Source organism: Botryobacter ruber, from assembly GCF_003347595.2.
GTDB lineage: Bacteria > Bacteroidota > Bacteroidia > Cytophagales > Hymenobacteraceae > Pontibacter > Pontibacter ruber_A.
In genome coordinates this window covers 133,835-154,512 of record NZ_QCZK02000038.1, presented here as the reverse complement: position 1 = coordinate 154,512, position 20,678 = coordinate 133,835, and the positions used below count along the sequence as shown (strand labels likewise).

The 20,678-nt window shown below is 41.5% G+C and carries 15 protein-coding genes; 4 read left to right on the top strand and 11 right to left on the bottom strand.

The window, feature by feature from the left end; genetic code table 11:
• Position 1: 1 nt before the first annotated feature.
• From DCW36_RS12335 to DCW36_RS12290, 10 genes are all read right to left on the bottom strand, one after another.
• A complete protein-coding gene (locus DCW36_RS12335; RefSeq protein WP_114781597.1) occupies positions 2-1,141 on the bottom strand; it encodes a hypothetical protein in 1,140 nt (379 codons plus the stop codon).
• 76 nt (positions 1,142-1,217) lie between these two features.
• A complete protein-coding gene (locus tag DCW36_RS12330) occupies positions 1,218-1,841 on the bottom strand; it encodes an acetyltransferase (protein ID WP_114781596.1) in 624 nt (207 codons plus the stop codon).
• Positions 1,842-1,843: 2 nt separating this feature from the next.
• On the bottom strand, positions 1,844-2,929 hold the full coding sequence (locus DCW36_RS12325; protein ID WP_114781595.1) for a DegT/DnrJ/EryC1/StrS family aminotransferase: 1,086 nt from the start codon (positions 2,927-2,929) through the stop codon (positions 1,844-1,846).
• Positions 2,930-2,944: 15 nt separating this feature from the next.
• Positions 2,945-4,192, bottom strand: a complete 1,248-nt coding sequence (locus DCW36_RS12320; protein ID WP_114781594.1) for a glycosyltransferase family protein — start codon at positions 4,190-4,192, stop codon at positions 2,945-2,947.
• 2 nt (positions 4,193-4,194) lie between these two features.
• The gene (locus DCW36_RS12315) at positions 4,195-5,409 is read right to left on the bottom strand and encodes a glycosyltransferase (protein ID WP_114781593.1); all 1,215 of its coding nucleotides are present in this window, start codon (positions 5,407-5,409) and stop codon (positions 4,195-4,197) included.
• A gap of 59 nt (positions 5,410-5,468) precedes the next feature.
• Positions 5,469-7,268, bottom strand: a complete 1,800-nt coding sequence (locus tag DCW36_RS12310; protein WP_114781592.1) for an ABC transporter ATP-binding protein — start codon at positions 7,266-7,268, stop codon at positions 5,469-5,471.
• Positions 7,269-7,432: 164 nt separating this feature from the next.
• Positions 7,433-8,578: a glycosyltransferase family 4 protein gene (locus tag DCW36_RS12305; protein WP_114781591.1), complete on the bottom strand. Its 1,146-nt coding sequence runs from the start codon at positions 8,576-8,578 to the stop codon at positions 7,433-7,435.
• A gap of 139 nt (positions 8,579-8,717) precedes the next feature.
• The gene (locus DCW36_RS12300) at positions 8,718-11,117 is read right to left on the bottom strand and encodes a polysaccharide biosynthesis tyrosine autokinase (RefSeq protein ID WP_125185341.1); all 2,400 of its coding nucleotides are present in this window, start codon (positions 11,115-11,117) and stop codon (positions 8,718-8,720) included.
• Between the two features lie 36 nt (positions 11,118-11,153).
• On the bottom strand, positions 11,154-11,936 hold the full coding sequence (locus DCW36_RS12295; protein ID WP_114781589.1) for a polysaccharide biosynthesis/export family protein: 783 nt from the start codon (positions 11,934-11,936) through the stop codon (positions 11,154-11,156).
• Between the two features lie 237 nt (positions 11,937-12,173).
• A complete protein-coding gene (locus tag DCW36_RS12290) occupies positions 12,174-13,121 on the bottom strand; it encodes a DUF481 domain-containing protein (RefSeq protein WP_114781588.1) in 948 nt (315 codons plus the stop codon).
• Positions 13,122-13,473: 352 nt separating this feature from the next.
• Here DCW36_RS12290 and DCW36_RS12285 point away from each other — a divergent pair, with 352 nt between their 5' ends.
• Together DCW36_RS12285 and DCW36_RS12280 are read left to right on the top strand one after the other, a co-directional pair.
• Positions 13,474-14,127, top strand: a complete 654-nt coding sequence (locus DCW36_RS12285; RefSeq protein WP_114781587.1) for an HD domain-containing protein — start codon at positions 13,474-13,476, stop codon at positions 14,125-14,127.
• Positions 14,128-14,561: 434 nt separating this feature from the next.
• A complete protein-coding gene (locus DCW36_RS12280; RefSeq protein ID WP_114781586.1) occupies positions 14,562-16,550 on the top strand; it encodes a cation:proton antiporter domain-containing protein in 1,989 nt (662 codons plus the stop codon).
• A 702-nt stretch (positions 16,551-17,252) separates the two neighbouring features.
• Here DCW36_RS12280 and DCW36_RS12275 read toward each other — a convergent pair.
• Entirely contained in the window at positions 17,253-17,846 is a 594-nt protein-coding gene (locus DCW36_RS12275) for a DUF4136 domain-containing protein (RefSeq protein ID WP_114781585.1), read from the bottom strand.
• A gap of 251 nt (positions 17,847-18,097) precedes the next feature.
• Between DCW36_RS12275 and DCW36_RS12270 the strand changes: the two genes are divergently transcribed.
• Both DCW36_RS12270 and DCW36_RS12265 read left to right on the top strand, forming a co-directional pair.
• Entirely contained in the window at positions 18,098-19,375 is a 1,278-nt protein-coding gene (locus DCW36_RS12270; protein WP_114781584.1) for an acetyl-CoA hydrolase/transferase family protein, read from the top strand.
• A 64-nt stretch (positions 19,376-19,439) separates the two neighbouring features.
• Positions 19,440-20,291: a DUF1206 domain-containing protein gene (locus DCW36_RS12265; protein WP_114781583.1), complete on the top strand. Its 852-nt coding sequence runs from the start codon at positions 19,440-19,442 to the stop codon at positions 20,289-20,291.
• Positions 20,292-20,678: the final 387 nt, after the last annotated feature.

Here is a 20,678-nt window from a genome sequence, read left to right as displayed (position 1 = left end):
TCTACTCTTCTATATTAAAAGTATAGCGCTCCTCATAGAAGCTTTTAATATTCTGTAAATATTCATCGTGCTTGTAAAGCTGCTTGCAAATATCAAATTGTGCTTTATTAGCCAACTTAAAAATATTTGGTTCACTCAATCTGGCTACATCATGCGCAATACAAGTTGCTAAATCAGCATAATCAGGATAAACAGTTTCTAAAGGTTCAAACTCCGGCGTAAAAAATTCCTTGTTGTATACTGCAAAGCCGATGCCACCACTAAAAACAGTCTCCAAGAAATAATAATCTAGACCTTCTCCGAAAGTTAAAGCCCATTTAGCTCTCCGAATCAGTTGCAGGTATTCAGCATAGGGCATCTTTTCAATTATCTTAATTTGCAAATCCGGATGTTTTAAAGTTAACTCGCTTAAAACTTGTTCCTTCAGTGGATGTGAATCCGGCGAAACAATCATCAGATTCTCTTTGTGCTCAAAAGGAACAAAATCATATCGTTCAGGACCGCCATAAACCGATAACTTATGCAGCGGTATTCCATACAAACGCTGTACTTCACTTGTAGAATAACGTTCATGAGCAGTTGTCATTGTTAGTTTATGAAACAAACTCCTGCTATTTCTGATAAAATCAGCGGGTGGCATTAACTTAATGTTCTGGTTCAGGATATTAACGTGTAATAATTTCCCGGAAAATAATTTTCTATAATTTGCAGCTGAGATTAAATGAATAAACAAAGGATATAGGAATTCCGGAACATGGATCAAAAAGGAGTTAGCATTACTGAAATGCTTTAGCACCTGCTCCAGCCTGAGAATAACAGCATCCGACTTAAATTGTGTAAATTTCAAAAGTAAGTTTGTATATTGATGGGTACAAATAAAAGCTTCGCCGGCGTGTACTTCTTTTAATTTATTAGTTTCCTCATAGATCGAAGCAATAGACATAATTCCACCGGTTACTTGTTCTTTACCTGTCCGCTCATCAGCACCATCAATAAGGAAAATAATTATTTTGCCCGAACCGGTTGCATCCTTACTTTTTAAGTATATATTTTGCCTTTTCCGGATGGGTATTTCTCTAATGATTTTTCTCCTAAAAGATTCATTGATAAAAAATTTCACAAAAGATTTTAATGTCTTCATAGATTGAAAAATCGTGATCTTATCTTTGAAAAAAGTGGTAATGAAAGTAAAATCTTAACATAATTAACTTCCACTACTACTTTTTTCTTAAGGCCGGCACTCCGGCTACCATTGCCCCTGACACAACATCCTTAGTGACGACTGCACCTGCTCCCACTATAGCTCCGGAATTAACTTTTATATTAGGTAATATTATTGCTCCACTTCCAATAAAACAATTATCACCTACTTCCGCACCTCCTAATACTCTGCAACCGGGTGCGATCTCCGTAAAATCACCTATAATTACATCATGATGTATTGAAGAGTATGCATTAACCAACGTGCCAGTCCCAATAGTAACATTGGCTGAGATCATACAGAAGTTCATTAGGTTTAAACCAGCACCCAATTTTACATTTTGCCTGCTGGTAATAGACGAGGGCGCTATAACAGAATCTAACTTGCCTCCCACAGCACTCAATTTCTGCGCAAGTAATTTCCTGACTTTAGGCGAACCGGTTGCTAAGGCAAAACTACTATTGGTTTGCAGCCAGGCTTCAGCATCATCCAGGGAGGTAATAAGTCTTATTCCGTTTAATTCTTTTACCTGATAATTGGTAACATCATCAAAAAAAGCCAAATCTGCCGGTAAATATCCTTTAGCTAAAAGAATATCTGCTAACTCCATGGCGTGCCCTCCGGCCCCTGCTAATAACATAGTTAATATTTTATGGCAGCTGCTATTATTGTTGTAATCTGCTCTATTTCCCTCTCATTAAGCCCATTATACAATGGCAGGCAAAGTATCTTGGAAGAAATACCCTCACTTACCGGTGCAGGTTGGTCTGATATATAATTCAGCGTATTTAATGAGGGGTAGAAGTAGCGCCGTGGATAGATAAAGGATGCATTAAGACTATCCCTTACCTGCAGCAACTTTTCTTCGCTTTCAAAAACAACCGGGTAATAGGCGTAATTATATTCAGTATCTCCTGGAATTACCGGCCGGTATACTTTTGACATCAGAGGCGCTAAGAGGGTATCATAGTATTCAGAAAGCTTTTTTCGCTCCTGAATAACATCCGGCATTTTAGATAACAAACACAATCCCATGGCAGCATGTACTTCCGAATTTTTACCATTGATACCTACCCCCCAGAAGCTTTCCTGCCCCTTATGGCCAAAACTCTTCATATAAGAAATTTTATGGGCCAGATCATCATCATTAGTAACAATCGCTCCGCCTTCCACTGTATGAAAAAGTTTGGTAGCGTGAAAACTAGCAGTGGCAATATCGCCATAATTAAAAACAGAGGTGTCATAATAATTCACCCCAAAAGAATGGGCTGCATCATAAATAACTTTAAGATTATGCTTTTCAGCTATTGCTTTAATTTTATTTACATTACAGGGAATGCCAAAGACATGCGTAGCCATGATAGCTGATGTATTCTCATTAATGGCACTTTCAATCTTATCTGCATCAATTGTAAAGGAATCCGGTTCTATATCAACAAACTTTGGCTTACAGTTCTCCCATACGATGCTGGAGGTAGTCGCTACATAAGAAAATGGTGTAGTAATAATCTCTCCTTTCAGATCCAGGGCTTTGATTGCAATTTGCAGCGCAATGGTACCATTACTTACGAAGAACAGATGTTTGACACCTAAGTAATCCTTTAACTGTTTTTCAAGCTCAAGCGCAAGCGGACCGTTATTTGTTAAATGCACCCTGTCCCAGACACCATAAAGCAAATGAATATATTCTTCGATTGGCGGGAGATATGTTTTAGTAACATTAATCATAAATCAGGATTAAAATTAATTATTTCTAATATTGTTAAGTAACAAATTTAAGCGAGGCTTCAGCTGTGCTTCTTCCTTATAAATCTCAATTATTTTTTCCTTTCCCTTACCCGCAATAGTATAGAGCTGCTCCATATTGTGGTAAAAATAAGATACCTTTTTAACAATATCCTCTGCTGTAGGCTCAATAATTATGATATCATCCCCATTAGTAAATTTAATATTTTGATTCAGGTCATCAGCAACAAATAAGGCAACACCATTTAGACCAGCCTCCGTACATGCCCCTGTCGGGAAACCGTCAAAAGCTCCTTTTGCTAGTATATTTGATCGGTTTGGAGATAGAATTAAATCCATACGGGAATAAAAGCCTGGAAATTCATCCGTTTTTAATCTCCCATAAAATAAAATTCTACTACTAATAGCCGAGACATCAATGTCTTTTTCTGAGTATGGACCAACGACATGGAAAAAGATGTTTTCGAATCGTTCTGCCAATAGATGGGCTGCCGCTATAAATACGTCATATCCTTTATCAATACCTTTTTCCATTTGCTTGTTTGCAACGAAACAAATATCAATCGTAATTTTATGATTGGGGTAAAGTTCTTTAGAAAGGTTGGATGCTAAATACTTACTGCAAGGAAGCACCACACCATAAATAAATTCAATATTTTCTTCCGGGCACAGGCTGTTCTTTAAAAGGTAATCGTAGACTACTTTCTGGGTCACGATTACCTTTCTGAACTTGGGTGAGGTGAAAATACGCCGGAGATCAGAATCAGATGCTGGATCATCCAAGCGTAACCCAAAACCCGGATAAAGTGTAAAGACAAAAGGAATATTGTTTTTCTCAAGCATCTCCAGTCTGGGCAAAACATTGCCAGAAAAAACAATATAAGCCAATTCAGCGGAAATTAGCTGATGATGATTAAACTTGCTTATTTTACCTTTATGATGAGGAAAACTTAAGCTAAATTCATAAATAATATCTAAAATATTTTTTTCCTCATGAATACTTTTCAGCGCGTCACCGGTAGTAAAAACATGTAAATCATCTATCTGTTCCAGATAATAATTAAACTCAATGAAGCGAAAAGCCGAAAAAGCATGTGGAAATATATCATCTAAAATAACCAGCTTATATTTTTTTGATTTTTTTATATTAAACTCAGTAAGTATTTTCTCAATCTTAAAGAATAAAACCTCTTTTAAGTATCCTGGGCTTTTTAGATAATTAAATAATTTAGGAAGTACGTTCATGTTTAGTTATTACTTAACACGTTGTCGTATAGACTTTTCAAATTTGTTGTAAAAGCCTCTCTCCCATATTTTTTAACAATGGAATTTCTGACTTTTTCGGGATCAAAAATCAATTCTTTTGTTTTAATTTTAATTATATTATCTCCGATTGCTTTGAAGTCTTTAAGCTGAACTTTTATGCCATTCTCAGGGCTTATAAAATCATCTATACCACCATTAGCAGTAGCTACTACTGGCTTTCCGCATAACATAGCCTCACAGCAAGCTATTCCAAAAGTTTCTGTGATGCTAGTTGAAACAAAGACACCCGTTTGTTGAAAAAAACGGCTGATTTCATTTCTGGGCACCTGATATGAAAAATTACAGTACTGAAGAACATTGTGCTCTTCTGCTAGTTTCATTAATTCATTTTTGTTTTCCTCTGACCAATAAAAGGTGACAATAATATCTACAGCTATATCCTGATGTCCTTGTTCCACTATATATTGGAGAGCTTTAAAAAAAGTTAAAAAGTCCTTGATATAGGCATTATAGCCGATTATCAGGATTTTGAACTTTCCTGTTGCCTCCTCAACTTCATTTTTTATTGTAAACCTACCTTCATCAATCAAATTTCCAATGATATGAGTATTGCACTTTACTCCATGCATTAGCACTAACTTCATCAGGTAGTTGCTTACAAAAGCAACTTTTGAAGCCTTTTCAATTGCCTGGAAATATGATTTGAACTTAAATACAGAGAAAGTCTGATCAAATAAAAGAGCGCAATTCTCTGTAATTATAAAAGGAATAGAAAAATGTTCTGAAAGCTGGCAGGCAATAAGGCCAGCATGCTCAGCTGTTCTGGCATGAATAAGATCGGGTTTCCAATTCTCAGTTATTAAATTTTCTAAAAGTGTTTTATAGGCATGTATACAAAAAGAAAAATTTTTTTCATCAGAATTCCCTATCACACAATTATAATAAAACCCTCTGCTTTCTAATGCACCACTAAGAATTTGATCCGAACAGGATATATATTGCTTTAATCTAAGGTGATTCTTTAACTTATTAAAATAATATCGCTTTCTGGTTATATCTTGTCTAATACAAAAAAGAACTTTTACTTCATAATCTGCTTGAATTAATTCAGATTGCTCTAATACCTGCGTACCCGATAAAGGAGATCCGGTTGTCGGAAAATATGTGGGAATTATTAAAATTTTCTTTTTTGACATTTTTTGAATTACCAAAAGAAGTTAGAAAGCTATTTTAACCTTAGATACAGAATATCACACTAATGACTTATATTCTGTTCTTTTATCACTAACTTTTCATTAAATAAATCCTTATAATTCCAAGAATGAATAATACTTCCTTCCTCCATTTCGTAAATAATATCACAGTCTCTAAGCGTAGTAAGTCTATGCGCTATGATAATTACAGTAAGACCAGTTTCAGAAATCCCTTTTAAAGCTTCCGTTAGCTCCTGCTCAGTATTATTATCAAGTGCACTTGTTGCTTCATCTAACACAAGGATATTTACATTTTTATAAAGGGCCCGCGCAATACCTATTCGTTGCCTTTGCCCTCCGGACACCAAGGCGCCCCTATCTCCTATCATGGTTTCTAATTTATTAGGCAATTGCTCAAGGAAGTCGCCTAATCGGGCTAGCCTTAATGCACCTTCAACCCTATCATAATCAATACGTTCTTTTTCAACACCAAAGGCAACATTCTCAGCCAGGGTAGCATCCAACATAAAAACATCTTGGGGTACATAGGCAATACAGGAGCGCCAACCAGCCAGTTGACTTTTCTCTAATTTTTTTCCATCAACAGACAGTTCTCCTTTACTTGGATGAAGAAAACCTAACAATAAATTTACAATAGTGCTTTTGCCAGAGCCAGACCTTCCTATTAAACCGATTTTCTGTCCTTTCTTAATTTTTAAAGTAATATTATTTAATACTGTTTTACCTTTAGGATATGAAAAATAGATATTTGATAAAGTAATATTATCACTGAACGCAAAATTAGCGGTACGATTATCAGCTTTTAATTCGATATTTTCCTTTACCAGACTAACGGTATCAAATGTAAACTGCCTGCTCTTTATACCCATAATGGCCAGAACTGTCTTATTAATCGATGGAAGAATGCGATATGCAGCAAGAGCAAAGATTGAAATTAACCCAATTAGATGGCTTTTATCCTCAATAAAATAAACACCGTATAAAGCCAGTAAAATAACCGCAGCAATTACGGCTGTTTCAATTACTCTCGCTGGCGCTAATTGATAAACTTTATCCTGTATATGCAGTGGCAATACTTTACCTATTAAATTACTATGCCTTTTTCTAAATTCTTCCTCAGCATTAGCCATCATAACATCTACATAACCATAGATTGATTGGAAGATATTCTTGTTAATTTCAGGAGTGATTTTATAAAGGCTTACCTGTATTGCGTGCAGCTTATCTTTAACTTTTCGATAGAATAAAATAAAAACAGGCAGAACAACACTTACCAACAGTAATACAATTAATGGATCATATATCAAAATTGAAATAACTATTAACATCATAATAGTTATTTCATTAAGCGCTGTAAGTGTGTTAACTACAACAGTGTTCGCAAAGTCCAGTGGAATGGCGTTAATATTCTGAGCGATTTTACTGGAGTTATTTTCTTTAAAATAAAGCGCTCCCTTATTATAATAATACTTAAAAAGATTAGTTGAAAAATATTGATACAGTGAATATGCAAATGCCGATTGATATTTGGCTATCCACACAGTAGCTAAATTTTTTACTAAAATTAAGCTCAGGACGGCTAAGGAAATAAATGAAAAGAAAAGTTCAGGCGAGGATATACCCAAAAAGTTATAAACTACTAATAGGTATTTGTTATTCTCTATAGCATTATCCTGCAGCATGAACATGATTACAGGTAAAATAGCTGCTAATCCCATTAACTCTAAAATGGAGTTCAAAAAAAGCAGGAAGAAAACTACAAATGCCTTCCTTTTAAAATTGGCAGGTAATAATTTAATAATTCGAACAACAGTTGAAACTAATATATTATTTTTAAGCATAATTAGAGTTAATTAGAACTAAAGCAGTTAGTTAAGCTCAGGACGAGACTGTACCTGCATTTGCTTTGTTAATCAGTAAACTCAGTAACAAAATTCTATTTGTTATAAAATTATATTTAAGTGTTACTGATAGTAATAAACTACTCTTCGAGTAAAACTATACATCAGTTTAATTGCAAAATCTTAACTAAATTTCTTTTTTCCTGATCAAAAGTAAAATTTTCCATTACTCTTCTCCAGCCTTCTCTACCCATACTCAACGCCAGTTCTTTATTTGCTAAAATATTAATAAAAGCCTGAGCATGAGCCTCCACATCTCCAGGATCAACCAGGACACCGGTTTTATTATTAATTACCGTTTCAGACAAAGCGCCACTACTTGCCGAAACAACTGGAATACCAGCTGCCATTGCTTCAATAATACTTACTCCAAAGGCTTCTTCCTGATGAGATAGTGGTCCAAGGCAATTATGTGCAGTAAAAATATCGGCATTAGCACGTAATTCTTCTCCCCTCTTCGCATCCACAGCGCCAATTACTTTTATTTTATTGGCATAAAGAGATCTGCGGCTAAGTAAATCACATGTGATCTTCAGAGGCCCATCTCCTGCAATTATAAGAGTAGCATCTAAACCTTTAGAGCAAGCAAGTTCGAACGCTTTAATTACTAAATCAGGCCCTTTACAATCTACTAATCTACCCAAATAAAGTATTGTATTTTGAGTTTCACCATTATCATCTTTGTCTGGTACCTTTGTCGGGACTGGAACCCCTAAATATTTCACAAAAACTTTACTACTATCTATCCCAATAGCTAGTAGTTTTTTTTTCGTAAAATTAGAATTAGTTATAAAGGTTACATTTTCACTAAAGTTGAGGATAGACCTGATATATTCAGCATCATAGATTTTGTTATCTGGATTTTGATGCGTAGAAATTTCCCATGTAATGTCTGCGCCATGACAATGAATATAAGTAGGGATGTTAAGGCTGTTTATTAAATTTTTCAGATAAACTCCAACATTCATGAAATGGACAAAGAGGCAATCAATCTTAAATTTTTTAATAAGTTCATAAAGCCTTTCCTCTTCATAGTTCTTGTTATCTTGTATCTTTAATTTAAATTTAATTTTTTCAGAAACAGAAGGCGATTGTTGTAAACCTAAAACTGGTATATCATTCCAGCAAGTCTTTAAATCTTTATCTCTTGTACATACGAGTACCACATGGTCCTGCAACATCTCTAGCATCCGTAATGCCCACAATTCTGAAGGTTGACCCCAACTTGGCATTAAATAAAGTATTTTCATTTGCTGTTTTACTCTTATAAAACTTAGATCACAAAGCGAATATTCAACTTCAATAGGTCGGAATAAACTTGGACCAACACGAAAATATTCAAGTCCTGCTTAAATAAAATGTTCAGAATTAGCTCATTTAGGAACAGTACTAAGATTGTAAAACACGTTTCCACCAGGTGCGGGATTTCACATCTTCTGCATAATAGCCATAACCGTAACCATAACCGTAACCATAACCGTAACCATAGGTTAATTTTTGTTGGTTAACATCATTGAATAATACGGCCGTATTTTTGAACTTACCTGATTCGTATTGCTGTTGAAGGTCTTTAATGAAAGCTTTAGGAGTATAATCCTGCCTTACCATGTAAATATTAACATCTGCAACACGCATCATTTCAAGACCATCGGAAAGTATCCCAACTGGGGGGGTATCAATAATGATGTAATCGAAATCAAGCCTTAAATTGTTAAGCAATTCATTCATCCGTTCACTTAAAAGCAATTCAGACGGATTAGGAGGAATATCTCCTGAAGGAAGAATGAACAAATTTTCCTGAACAGACTGATAAATTATATTGTTAAGCCCGGTATGTCCTGCTAAATAATTGCTTAAACCTATGTTTTTTGATACACCAAAATCAGTGTTGTCATTTGGTTTACGCATATCAGCATTTATTAACAAAGTCTTTTCGTTAGAAATAGCTAAGATATATGCCAGATTTTTAGCAGAAAATGTTTTACCTTCTCCGCTTATAGAAGAAGTAACAACTACTAATTTTGCCTGGTCAGAATCTTTGCTGGTCATAAACTTCAAGTTAGACCTTAAGGTACGAAAGGCCTCTGCCAGGGCTGATTTTGGATTCTGGTCAATTAAAGTTCTGCTCTCTTTTTTGTTATGTCCAATTATTCCCAGAACAGGAACAGCAGTCATTTTTTTGAGTTCATCTACCGTACTTAATTTGGTATTGAAATATTCTTTAGCAAAAATTAAGGCTAATGGCAAAGCTAACCCTAGTAAAAATGCAGTAGTATAGTTTTTAGAAGATGTAGGTGCAATATTGGCAGAGACCTGTGCTTCACTTATAATAGTTACATCCGATGTATTGGCAGCTTTTGCAATACCGGTTTCTGCCCTTTTTTCCATCAGGAAAACGTATAAATTTTCACTAAGTTTGTGTAACCTCTGTATGTTAATAAACTGACGCTCAGCTGAAGGCAAACTTCTCAAAGAATTTGATGCGGAATTTATACGCTGATTTACTTCTCTTAGGGCAATATTGTTAGAAGCCACTATGTTTTTCATGCTTTCTAATATATTCTGCCGCAATTCTGTCATTTCTTTTCTTGCAACTCGAAGATTTTCAGTAATCCCAGGGTTGTCCGGAGTCCTGCTTTGCGTCAAAGCGAGAATTGTTGTTTGCAATTCAATTAATCGCCCTATTAACTGATTTAAGACAGGATCCTGAATACCAAAATTAGAAGGAACCACTACCTGTTCAAGTTCTTTTCCAGCCTTCAGGTAATTCGTCAGATACTTGTAATACTCGGCATTTAGTAATAAAACAGCTTTTTCACTTTCCATTTCCTGTAATCCTGTCGCAATAGAGCTTCCAGAGTTACTTATGTCAAGATTAACATTGTTGCGTTTAAAACTCTCAAGTCTGCTTTCTATAATATTTAATGAATCTCCTATCTCCAGCAACTGATCATCTATAAAATTGACTGTATTAACAGCCTGTTTGTTTTTCAAAAGCAGATTATTGTGCATATAGGTTTCCATATGCGCATTCAGAAAGTCAATATCTTTGGAAGGGGTTGGGCCGGTTAATTTAAGATCTAAAACGGATACATCTTTAGAAAAGGGTGTAACTGACAATCCGCCGACATATCTATATGCCAAGTTATTTAGATTATTTATTTTAAAGATCAACTCGTTTGAGTTATTACTTAGCTGAGGGCTTTTTAAAATGACTTTAAAGGTAAATTTATTGATCGTATAATACTTATCAAACTCTAACGCTCTCTTTTCTAATTGACTGTTCCAGGCTACATTTTCTGTAGACATGACAAATGTCTTAGGATCAAGTATATCAATCTTAAACATTACCTCATAAGGAATATCTAAGGATGCTGTATCGTACTCTACACGAAAAGGAGAGCTTTCTTTATATGCTTCAGAAAGCTTTATTTTTCCTTGCTGGTAATAGGTAACATCAAATTCGAGTTTCCGCAAAGTTTCTAATACCAGGCTTTTACTTTTTAAAACAATTGCTTCATTAGCCAGGTTATTTACACTTTTGAACATATCTCCTCCATATAACACAGCGGCGGCACTTGCACTCGCATTTGACTTTCCTTTCGGATCATTAACCATTACAGAGGATTTCACCTCAAAAATAGGCTCTGTGTACCTATTTATCAGAAAAGCGATAAACAAAGCAAACATTACTGATCCTAAAATCAGATACCAATAGGCAAGAACCATATTCAAAATTTTTTGAATATTAAATGGCGATTCCTGCTGTTGTAAAATTTTACTTTCCAATTTTTTTATAATTATCTTATTCTTTTAAATGACATTTTACCGGTTTAACCTTGTTAAAATAATTATTAACGTGGATATTACAGATAGTCCAATAGTAAGGGAACCAACCCAATTATCCTTTATGCTTTTCGCCGGTAAAGGATCTACAATTAATAAATCATTTGGCATCATGAAAAAGTTCTGCTTACCGATTATTTCATTATCCAGTAGACTGATAGCATAAATCTTTGCATGTCCCTCTTCATAACGAATTAGTCTAATATTCCCTCTATTTGAAAAAGGAGTGAAACCACCTGCATAAGAAAGAGCATCCAATACGTTTAGATCATCCTGTAGGGTTGTATACTGTCCTTGAGCACCCACTTCCCCTAAAACAGTAAAACGAAAAGTAAGCAAACGGAGATTAACGGTAGGATCTGCTAAGTAAGGCTTTAGAGCTTCTGCTATTTTAATTCTTGCCTCCGGCATACTTAGGTTGAGTAGGCTTAGCTTTCCAACCACTGGTAATAGCATATTTCCTTCCTCATCCAAGGTATAACCACTCAAAACCGGATCTGTAGCTCCAAAAGTGGCTGGCGGAGCAGCTAAAAAATTAAGTTCTTCCGGCGTTGTGCTCTGCACCTGCAACGAAAGCACATCCCCAGGCTTCAGTGTATACACCCGCTTTTGTAACGGTATTGTCTTTAGTAATTTATCTGCTTTCCCCTGGTTTTCTACATTTGGGTTCTCCTGCAACAACAACACCTTCTTTTGCGGAACACAGGAACCAAAAATTAAAATACCGGCTAAAAAACACAGAACACTAAGGGCATTACGCATTGGAGTACTTCTTCTACAGGTTTAAATAAAAAGCTGAAAATTATTTTCTCACTAACTTTTACCTAATTCAAACCGCAAAATTATAAATTTTAAATCTGATTCTTATCATATGTTTAATAAATATCTCTTTCTGTTTCCGCTAAACTAACAGGCAGTAGCATTAGAATTGGACAGTCACTCCCATCCCAAATAAGCTTTCCTCCTAGTTAAAGCACTTAAAACATCTCCACTCTTACCTCAAAACGCATACTGCACCCCATTCGTGATCGAATAAACAAACTTAGTCACCGGCACAATCGGCTTATCCTCAAAGGTACAACTGAAGTTTGTTTTCAGCGACAGCCTGTTTAGTACCTTCACATCAAAACTCACATCGCCGCTGACCCGGTTCCGGAATCTGGCAATGGTGTGGTCGTAGCCGGTCTGGTAATAGACGATGACATTGGCGCCTACCTGCTCGTTAAACTTTGCCCGTATACTCGCATAGTTCGTCGACTTCAGCAGGTCAGCCACCCGCAGCCTTCCCTCCTGTTCCGGGTCTTTCCACGCTTCGTGCTCGTACATCAGGCCGCTCCCGATTGCCACATGCACGTCGTCTTCCCGCAGCAGGGCATAGCGCATTCCACCCCCGGTTAAATATCTTACCTCCAGTCCGCGCGCCAGGTCGGCCTGGTATTGGGTGAACAACTCGTACGACAGCCGTCGCTTCCGGAGCAGGTTTACCCGGAAATGCGCGTAACCGTTACTGGCAACGGTGTTTCTCGATTCCCTGGAGGTGTAGTTCACCAGCAGGTAATTCAGGTTGCCCAGCAACTGGTAACTGTGCTGCTCCGACACGTAAGCGCTGCTTCCGTCGAAGGTCAGCTGCAGGAAGTTGTTCGGGTTGTTCCTGCCGGCATTCCTGTTGAACATCGAGAAATTAAACGCCGCCTTGCCGGTAAAATAATCTGCAGCATCCTGCGCTACCCGCGACCGTTCTATGTTCAGGATCTGGGCATCCGCCTGTCCTGCGGCAACCAGCAGCGTTACCAGGAGTATGCCCAGCATCGTGTAACGCTTGCTGCAAAAGTCTGCTGCACCTGCCACCACACCCGCTGCTGCTGAAGTTTTACGAAAGCAGAGGCTACCAAAATGAATTTTGTTCTTCTGGTAAGATTCTGAAACAGGGAACATGCAAAACTTCATACTGCAGCTTTTACACAACCATCCGAAATCAAATTTAGTTTAATCCGGTGCATATTTGATCTCGGAAACCGGCGGCAAGTGTACTGCTTAATCCTTTAATTGCCAAGAAAAGCACCTCTTACTTCACCCGGGCAACCACATATTTACATTTTTATCCTGCTGCTTTACGTATATATCCTACTGGCTTACTGAACGAAGCAAGCATAGTCTTTCGTATCCTGCTCCCGAAATAATAACATCTGTTAGTATACCCCCTCTCCTTTCAACTTCCTTCTAAGGCACTGCTCCTGTCATTACTTTTGCTGTATACCATATTAATTCGCAGTTTTGCCTTTCATTACAGGAAGAAAGCATGCAGCACAGCGATAAAATAATTGATGCCACCGCAGCCTTTGTAAAAGGCCTGCTGGCTGGCGAAGGCTCGGGGCATGACTGGTGGCACGTCTACCGGGTCTGGAAAAATACACTGGCAATTGCCCGTCATGAAGCAGCAGACCGGTTTGTGGTGGAGCTGGCGGCGCTGCTACATGATGTCGGCGATCATAAGTTTCATGGCGGAGACGAAACTGTCGGTCCGCGGATGGCGCGCGAATGGCTGGAGAAGCTATCTGTAGCAGAGGAAACCATTGCCCATGTCTGTACCATCATCCGGGAAATTTCCTTTAAAGGAGCCGGCACTTCTTCGGCAATGAGCACTGCCGAAGGGTGTGTGGTGCAGGATGCCGACCGGCTGGACGCCATTGGTGCCATTGGCATTGCGCGTGCCTTTGCGTACGGCGGGCATAAAGGACGTGCGCTTTATAATCCGGAAATACCTCCGGTACTGCATACCTCATTCGAGGCTTACAAAGCGAGCACCGCTCCTACCATCAATCATTTTTACGAAAAGCTATTGCTCCTCAAAGACCGTATGCATACTGCTGCTGCAAAAAGAATGGCCGAACAGCGTCACCGCTACATGGAAGATTTCCTGGACCAGTTTTATGCCGAATGGGAAGGTGCTTGAGGATATTTTGATTCAGCTGTAGCTGCGCACAAATTTTGGTAGCAGGAAAAGTCCCCTCCTGATCAAGTCCGGGACCTGCGGCTTTGAAGCTAATCTTAAAGGGAAAATTTGTCTGCAGCTGCGACCATTGCCTTTGCTCCTCCAAAACAGAAAAACTGCTTCAAGTTTAGCGCAGCGTAACTTGGAGCTATCATTCCAGCAAGTTTTCAACTTGCGTGAGTATGAAAGTATATAATTTCAGACACGAAAGCTTAAAGCTTTCATGATAAAAAGCTCCAAGTTGGAAACTTGAAGCAGGATTTTTTGCAACATCGGTTATGAATAAAAGTTTACAAGTAAAGCTATTTAAACAACCTGCTCTGCAACAAACTGTCGCTTTTGCCGAACAGTGTGTAAGTTCTTGATATAACGACGTAATTTACCTTAAAATATATATGGAAATCCCATTATTGGCTGATATTGTCATTGTGCTTGGCCTGGCTGTGGTGGTTATCCTGCTGTTCCAGCGGTTCAGGCTGCCTACCATCCTGGGCTTTCTGGCAACAGGGGTAATAGCTGGTCCGCATGGCTTGAGCCTCCTTACCTCCACCCACGACATCGAGGTGCTGGCCGAGATCGGGGTCATTCTGCTTCTGTTTATCATCGGGATGGAATTTTCCCTCAAAAGCCTGGCCCTTATCAAAAAAACGGTGCTGCTGGGCGGCGCTTCCCAGGTGCTGCTGACAATCGGGACGGTTTGCCTGCTCATGCTGGTGCTTGGGTTCGGAACCGGGGAATCCTTTTTTATGGGTTTCCTGATTGCCCTGAGCAGTACGGCCATAGTGCTTAAAATCCTGCAGGACAAAGGCGAATTGAACAGTCCGCACGGCAAGATTGTGCTCGGCATCCTGATTTTCCAGGACATCGTGGTGGTGCCCCTGATGCTGATCACGCCGCTGATGGGCGGTGAATCGGAGAATATTGGCACAGAACTGCTCCTGATGGCCCTGAAGGGCGGGCTTGTGGTGCTGTTTGTACTGGTAAGCGCCCGTTACCTGGTGCCCTGGCTGCTGGACCAGGTGGCCCGCACTAAAAGCAAGGAGCTGTTTATTCTTTGCGTGGTCGTTATCTGCTTTGCCGTTGCCTGGTTTACCTCCAGCCTCGGCTTATCGCTGGCCCTGGGGGCTTTTATGGCCGGCCTGATCATTTCGGAATCAGAATACAGTCACCAGGCGACCAGCAATATTCTGCCTTTCCGTGAAATTTTCACCAGCTTTTTCTTTGTGTCGATCGGGATGCTGCTCGACTTCGGGTTTATGCTGCAGCATTTGCTCGTCATCCTGCTCTTTACGGCCGCTACTTTCCTGCTCAAAGGGCTTGTTGCCACGCTGGCTGCCAAAACTCTGAAGTTTCCGTGGCGGACTTCTACCCTCGTGGGCTTGTCGCTGTTCCAGGTGGGGGAATTTGCTTTCATTCTTTCCAAAACCGGTATCCAATACGGTTTATTGTCGGAGGAAACGTACCAGTACTTTTTATCGGTATCGCTGCTGACCATGGCCATCACTCCTTTTGTTATTGATTATTACCACGAGATCTCCCGCAGGATAAGCTCCAGGTTGCCGGTCCATTTGCTGAACCAGAAAGCAAACCCGGAGGCCGCACCCGATTTTCATGATACCCTCGACGACCACATTATCATCATCGGGTATGGTATTAACGGCCGCAATGTAGCCAAAGCAGCTAAACATGCCCAGATACCTTATGTCATTATTGAGCTGAATGCCGTTACCGTCAAGACAGAAAGGCAGTTAGGCGAGCCTATCCTCTATGGCGATGCCGTGCATGGCGTGCTGCTGAACCACGTAAATATCAACAAAGCCCGGGTGGTGGTCATCGCCATTTCTGACCCGGAAGCCACCAAGCGGATTATTGCGGCTATCCGCCAGATGAGCGACAAAGTGCATATTATTGTCCGGACGCGGTTTGTGCAGGAGATGGACGAGAACTATAAATTAGGGGCAGACGAGGTGATCCCGGAGGAGTTTGAAACCTCGATTGAGATTTTTACAAGGGTTTTGTCAAAGTACCTGGTACCGCGAGACGAGATCGAAAGCTTTACCGATGGCATCCGGGCCGATAACTACGACATGCTCCGCACTATTTCCGGACACAAAGGTTCCGTAAATAACATGGCGCTGGACTTGCCGGACCTGGAAGTGGCGAGCCTGCGCGTCTACACCGACGATGCCTCTATTGTAGGAAGAACGTTGATAGAAGCTGAGATACGGGTAAGGTTCAACGTGACCATCGTCGCCATTAAAAGGCACGGAGACTCCCTGCTGGACGTCAATGCGTATACCAAAATCATGCAGGACGATATTATCTATGTAGTAGGCAAGCACGTTGATGTTATGCAGTTTGCGAAGTTTATGAAACAGGATTGAAACCATGTCCTTTCATACCGCCAGTTAGAGCGCAGCGGTAAAGGTGGGAACGATGAAGCCCGTTTGTAAAGGCAAATTTTACTGACTCGGAATCACAAAGAAATCAGTCAAGTTCTTGCTGATTCGGATTTGCAATCCGAATTCCGGGAGCCGTCGGATTTGTAATCCGACCATAGCCATCAGGCTAAAACCAAAAATAATTAATTGTCATTTCGACCATTCCCGAGGCGAGAGCCGAAGGGAGCCAGCGTAGCTGTGAGAAGTCTGGAATATTTCACCTAGGTATGTTGACTTCAGGTTTCTCCCTGCGGTACCAATGACACAAAAGATAAGTTAGTCTGACGTCTATGGAAATCCGACTAAACCAAAACTTAATATTTTGTGGCTTTCAAAACCTGAGCCACGGGGATTGCAAATCCCCCACCCGTAGGATTAGGATTGCAAATCCGAATCAGCAACATGAGCCATTTCATCAAAATTAAACCTGGCGCGAACGTCTTCGTTCGTGTCTACTACTCGCGGCCTCTGGCCGGAGTGAACCATTCTTCAGTCAATTTACTGCGGCCAGAGGCCGCGAGTAGTAAACACGAGGGGGAACCCTTGCGCAATAAATATATTGAATGACAAGATACTGCCTTTGAAGGGAGAATTTCACACCTTAAGTTTAATGCAAGTTGAAACCAACCAACAAATTATAACACCTTATTCAACAGGAAACTTATCCAATATCAGCTGAACGTTTTCTTTCACTTTGTTATAGTTGGCATTAAAATTTCGGATCAGGCCTTCAGACCAGCCACGCCAGATCAGTTCCCCGCTAGCACGGTCTATGATGTCAATAATCATGGTTCCTTCCTTGTAAAGATCTACCGGGCGGAAGCCTTCGATCCGGGAGGTGCCGTACTTGTAGCGGTAGCCGGCTTCCCAGGCATAACTATACCCAAAACCGGGCGCATAAAGCGAAGGCTTGTCCAGTTCGATCGGAACCGAAACGCTCACGTCGTAAGCCACCAGCAGGTCAGGATTGGTGGTAACTTTCTGCAGGCCTTTTTGCTCCAGTTCTTCCTCAATAGCCCTTTTCACATGCTTGTCCAGCACTTCTGTAAAACCGGTTTCCAGGTAAATGCCTGCTACTGGTTTTTCCTGGTACCAGGCATAGGTGTTCTTTTTAGCCAGCGCTGCATCCGTAGCAGTGGTCGCAAAGGCATCGGGTATGCCTGACGTTGCAACACAACCGGTCGTAAAGCCAAAACACCAGAGCAGGTAGAGTAAGGGAATCAGTTTTTTTTGTTTCATAGTTTTAGCGCGAATATGTCTGTAATACGGCACCAACAGGGCTACTGCTGCATTACCGCACAAATATATAAAAAATTAAATAGTTGGGGCGCAGCAGGCAGCTTCCCGAAACAGCACCTGCACATCCTGCCAGTTTTACTTTGCTGCACCAGCCACCACAGCCACTGCTCCTCCAAGGCATACCCCCACACCCGCTGCTGCACCAACCTTTCAACCGGAAACAAGTATACCTGCTAGTAGAAACCGGGTATATGCTTAAGTATAACACTGCCGAAGAAGCCCTTGCTGTGATCAGGTCCGGGGACAGGATTTTCCTGCATGGAAGCGCCGCCACACCGCAGTACCTGATCCGGAAGCTGGCAGAACGGGCGCCTGCGCTACGGGATGTGGAGCTGGTGAGCATCAGCACCTTTGGCAACATGCCCCTGGCCGAAGAACAGTACCGGGAATCGTTCCGCTTCAACTCCCTTTTCGTTTCCTCCAACATCCGCGATGCCATCCGGCATGGCCGCGGCGATTATGTGCCTGTCTTCCTGAGCGAGATCCCGATTTTGTTCCGGTCGTGCATTTTACCCCTTGATGTTGCCATTGTGCATGTCTCTCCCCCCGACCGCCACGGCTACTGCTCGCTGGGTGTTTCCGTAGACATTGCCCGGGAGGCCGTCAGCTGTGCCCGCCACGTCATTGCCCAGGTAAATCCCCGCATGCCCCGCACCCACGGCGACGCCCTGATCCATACCCGCAAACTGGATGCGCTGGTGGAGGTAGACGAGCCGCTGCCGGAAATTGATTACCGGGAGCACATTACCCCTACCGAGGAAGTCATTGGCCAGTACATTGCAGAACTGGTGGAAGACGGCGCTACCCTCCAAATGGGCATCGGAGCCATTCCGGACGCCGTGCTCCAGAGCCTGACCAACCACAAAGAACTGGGCATCCATACCGAGATGTTTTCGAATGGCATCATACCGCTTGTGGAGGCAGGCATTATTACCAACCAGCACAAAACCATCCAGGCCGGGCACATTACCACCAGCTTTATAGCAGGCAAAAAAGAGTTGTATGATTTTGTGGATGACAATCCACTTGTTACCGTGCACAGCTCCGATTTTGTAAACGACGTCAGCATTATACAGGCAAACCCGCGGGTTACGGCCATTAACAGTGCCATCGAAATAGACCTGACCGGGCAGGTGGTTTCCGACTCCATTGGCACCTACCAGTACTCGGGCATAGGCGGGCAGATGGATTTTATCCGGGGGGCTGCGCTATCGAAAGGAGGTAAACCCATCATTGCACTGCCCTCGGTCACCAGCAAGGGCATCTCCCGGATAGCGCCTTTCATAAACCAGGGGGCCGGAGTGGTAACCACGCGGGCGCATGTGCACTATGTCGTAACCGAATACGGAACGGCGTATTTGTTCGGCAAGAACCTGCGCCAGCGTGCAAAAGCCCTCATCAGTATTGCGCATCCCGACCACCGTGCTTTTTTAGAGGAAGAAGCCCGGAAACGTTTCGGGCATTTGTAGGATAAAACCTTCCTTCCCGGTTTATAGTATGCAGGTTATTCAAGGACTTTTATCAATCAATTATATGGACTATACTGACTTTACGACCCACCTGCCTTCATCAAGGCCCGAATGGATAACCAGGTTTGCCCAGGTGGGGCTAACCGCCAAGGGGGTTGTGTATTGTATTGTTGGCGCCCTGGCTTTTATGGCGGCTTTCGAAATAAACGGAACATCCGAACAAAGTGCCGGCAAACAGGGCGTCTTCAGGTTTATCCTGGAGCAGCCATACGGGCAGGTACTGCTGGCGCTCATAGCCATTGGTATGCTTTGCTATGCGATCTGGAGGTTTATACAGGCTGTAAAAGATACCGAAAACCGGGGCAGCGATGCCAAGGGTATAGCAGCCCGGGTAGGCTATGCTTTCAGCGGGGTTGTGTATGGCGGTCTGGCGTTTTATGCCGCAACACTTGCTCTTGGCTCCTCCGGAGGCAGTGGCGGTGGTGGCAGCGGCGACTCCAGGCAATCCTTCGCCAGGGAATTACTTTCGCAGCCGTACGGCATCTGGCTGCTGAGTGCTGTAGCGCTTGGCATTATCGGTACGGGCATATACCAGATTTACAGGGCCTACTCCGGCCGGTATATGAAAAACGTGAACAGTGCGCAGATAAAACCGGAAATCAAGAAAACGCTGATTCGGGCCGGAAAAGTGGGCTATGCCGCCAGGGGGATTGTCTGGATGGTGATCGGCTTTTTATTTATGAGAGCCGCCATGTCTGCCAATCCTTCGGAAGCCGGGGGCAGCGGACAGGCTTTCCAGTTTATTGAACAAAACACGTTTGGCTCTTTTATACTCGGCGCGGTAGCTATCGGCCTGATCTGCTATGGTGTATTTATGTTTGTACGGGCCCGGTATGAGAACATCCAGACAACATAAACCGGGTCCTCCTGCTCCAGGAAAACAAGGATAACTTACTTAGTAGTAGCAAGATAAATCACCATTATTAAACAAAAACCACCAAACTCGTTTTTTTGTACTTCTTACGCAGTAGCACTACTACACCCAATGCCGTCAACTTAAGAAAAACAAAAACCTGAACTCTGGGTGTCGTTAAAAACTACACCCAGAAATTCCCTAAGTTGCCGGCAGTGCTACTGCACCTGCCATTACCACCATTCCTTGTGCTCAGGTTGCTTTGATTTTTGCGGCATCTTCAGACTGACCAGGTGGATATGTTAAAGCAAACTACGGGTCAAAATTTATTTACTGCTGCTGCCACCATACCCGCTACTGCTGCTGTTCTCCTATAGGGCAGCTTTGCTC

Coding starts and splice junctions, on each gene's coding strand:
- DCW36_RS12335 (WP_114781597.1), bottom strand. CDS start 1,141: ATGAAGACATTAAAATCTTTTGTGAAATTTTTTATCAATGAATCTTTT.
- DCW36_RS12330 (WP_114781596.1), bottom strand. CDS start 1,841: ATGTTATTAGCAGGGGCCGGAGGGCACGCCATGGAGTTAGCAGATATT.
- DCW36_RS12325 (WP_114781595.1), bottom strand. CDS start 2,929: ATGATTAATGTTACTAAAACATATCTCCCGCCAATCGAAGAATATATT.
- DCW36_RS12320 (WP_114781594.1), bottom strand. CDS start 4,192: ATGAACGTACTTCCTAAATTATTTAATTATCTAAAAAGCCCAGGATAC.
- DCW36_RS12315 (WP_114781593.1), bottom strand. CDS start 5,409: ATGTCAAAAAAGAAAATTTTAATAATTCCCACATATTTTCCGACAACC.
- DCW36_RS12310 (WP_114781592.1), bottom strand. CDS start 7,268: ATGCTTAAAAATAATATATTAGTTTCAACTGTTGTTCGAATTATTAAA.
- DCW36_RS12305 (WP_114781591.1), bottom strand. CDS start 8,578: ATGAAAATACTTTATTTAATGCCAAGTTGGGGTCAACCTTCAGAATTG.
- DCW36_RS12295 (WP_114781589.1), bottom strand. CDS start 11,936: ATGCGTAATGCCCTTAGTGTTCTGTGTTTTTTAGCCGGTATTTTAATT.
- DCW36_RS12290 (WP_114781588.1), bottom strand. CDS start 13,121: ATGAAGTTTTGCATGTTCCCTGTTTCAGAATCTTACCAGAAGAACAAA.
- DCW36_RS12285 (WP_114781587.1), top strand. CDS start 13,474: ATGCAGCACAGCGATAAAATAATTGATGCCACCGCAGCCTTTGTAAAA.
- DCW36_RS12280 (WP_114781586.1), top strand. CDS start 14,562: ATGGAAATCCCATTATTGGCTGATATTGTCATTGTGCTTGGCCTGGCT.
- DCW36_RS12275 (WP_114781585.1), bottom strand. CDS start 17,846: ATGAAACAAAAAAAACTGATTCCCTTACTCTACCTGCTCTGGTGTTTT.
- DCW36_RS12270 (WP_114781584.1), top strand. CDS start 18,098: ATGCTTAAGTATAACACTGCCGAAGAAGCCCTTGCTGTGATCAGGTCC.
- DCW36_RS12265 (WP_114781583.1), top strand. CDS start 19,440: ATGGACTATACTGACTTTACGACCCACCTGCCTTCATCAAGGCCCGAA.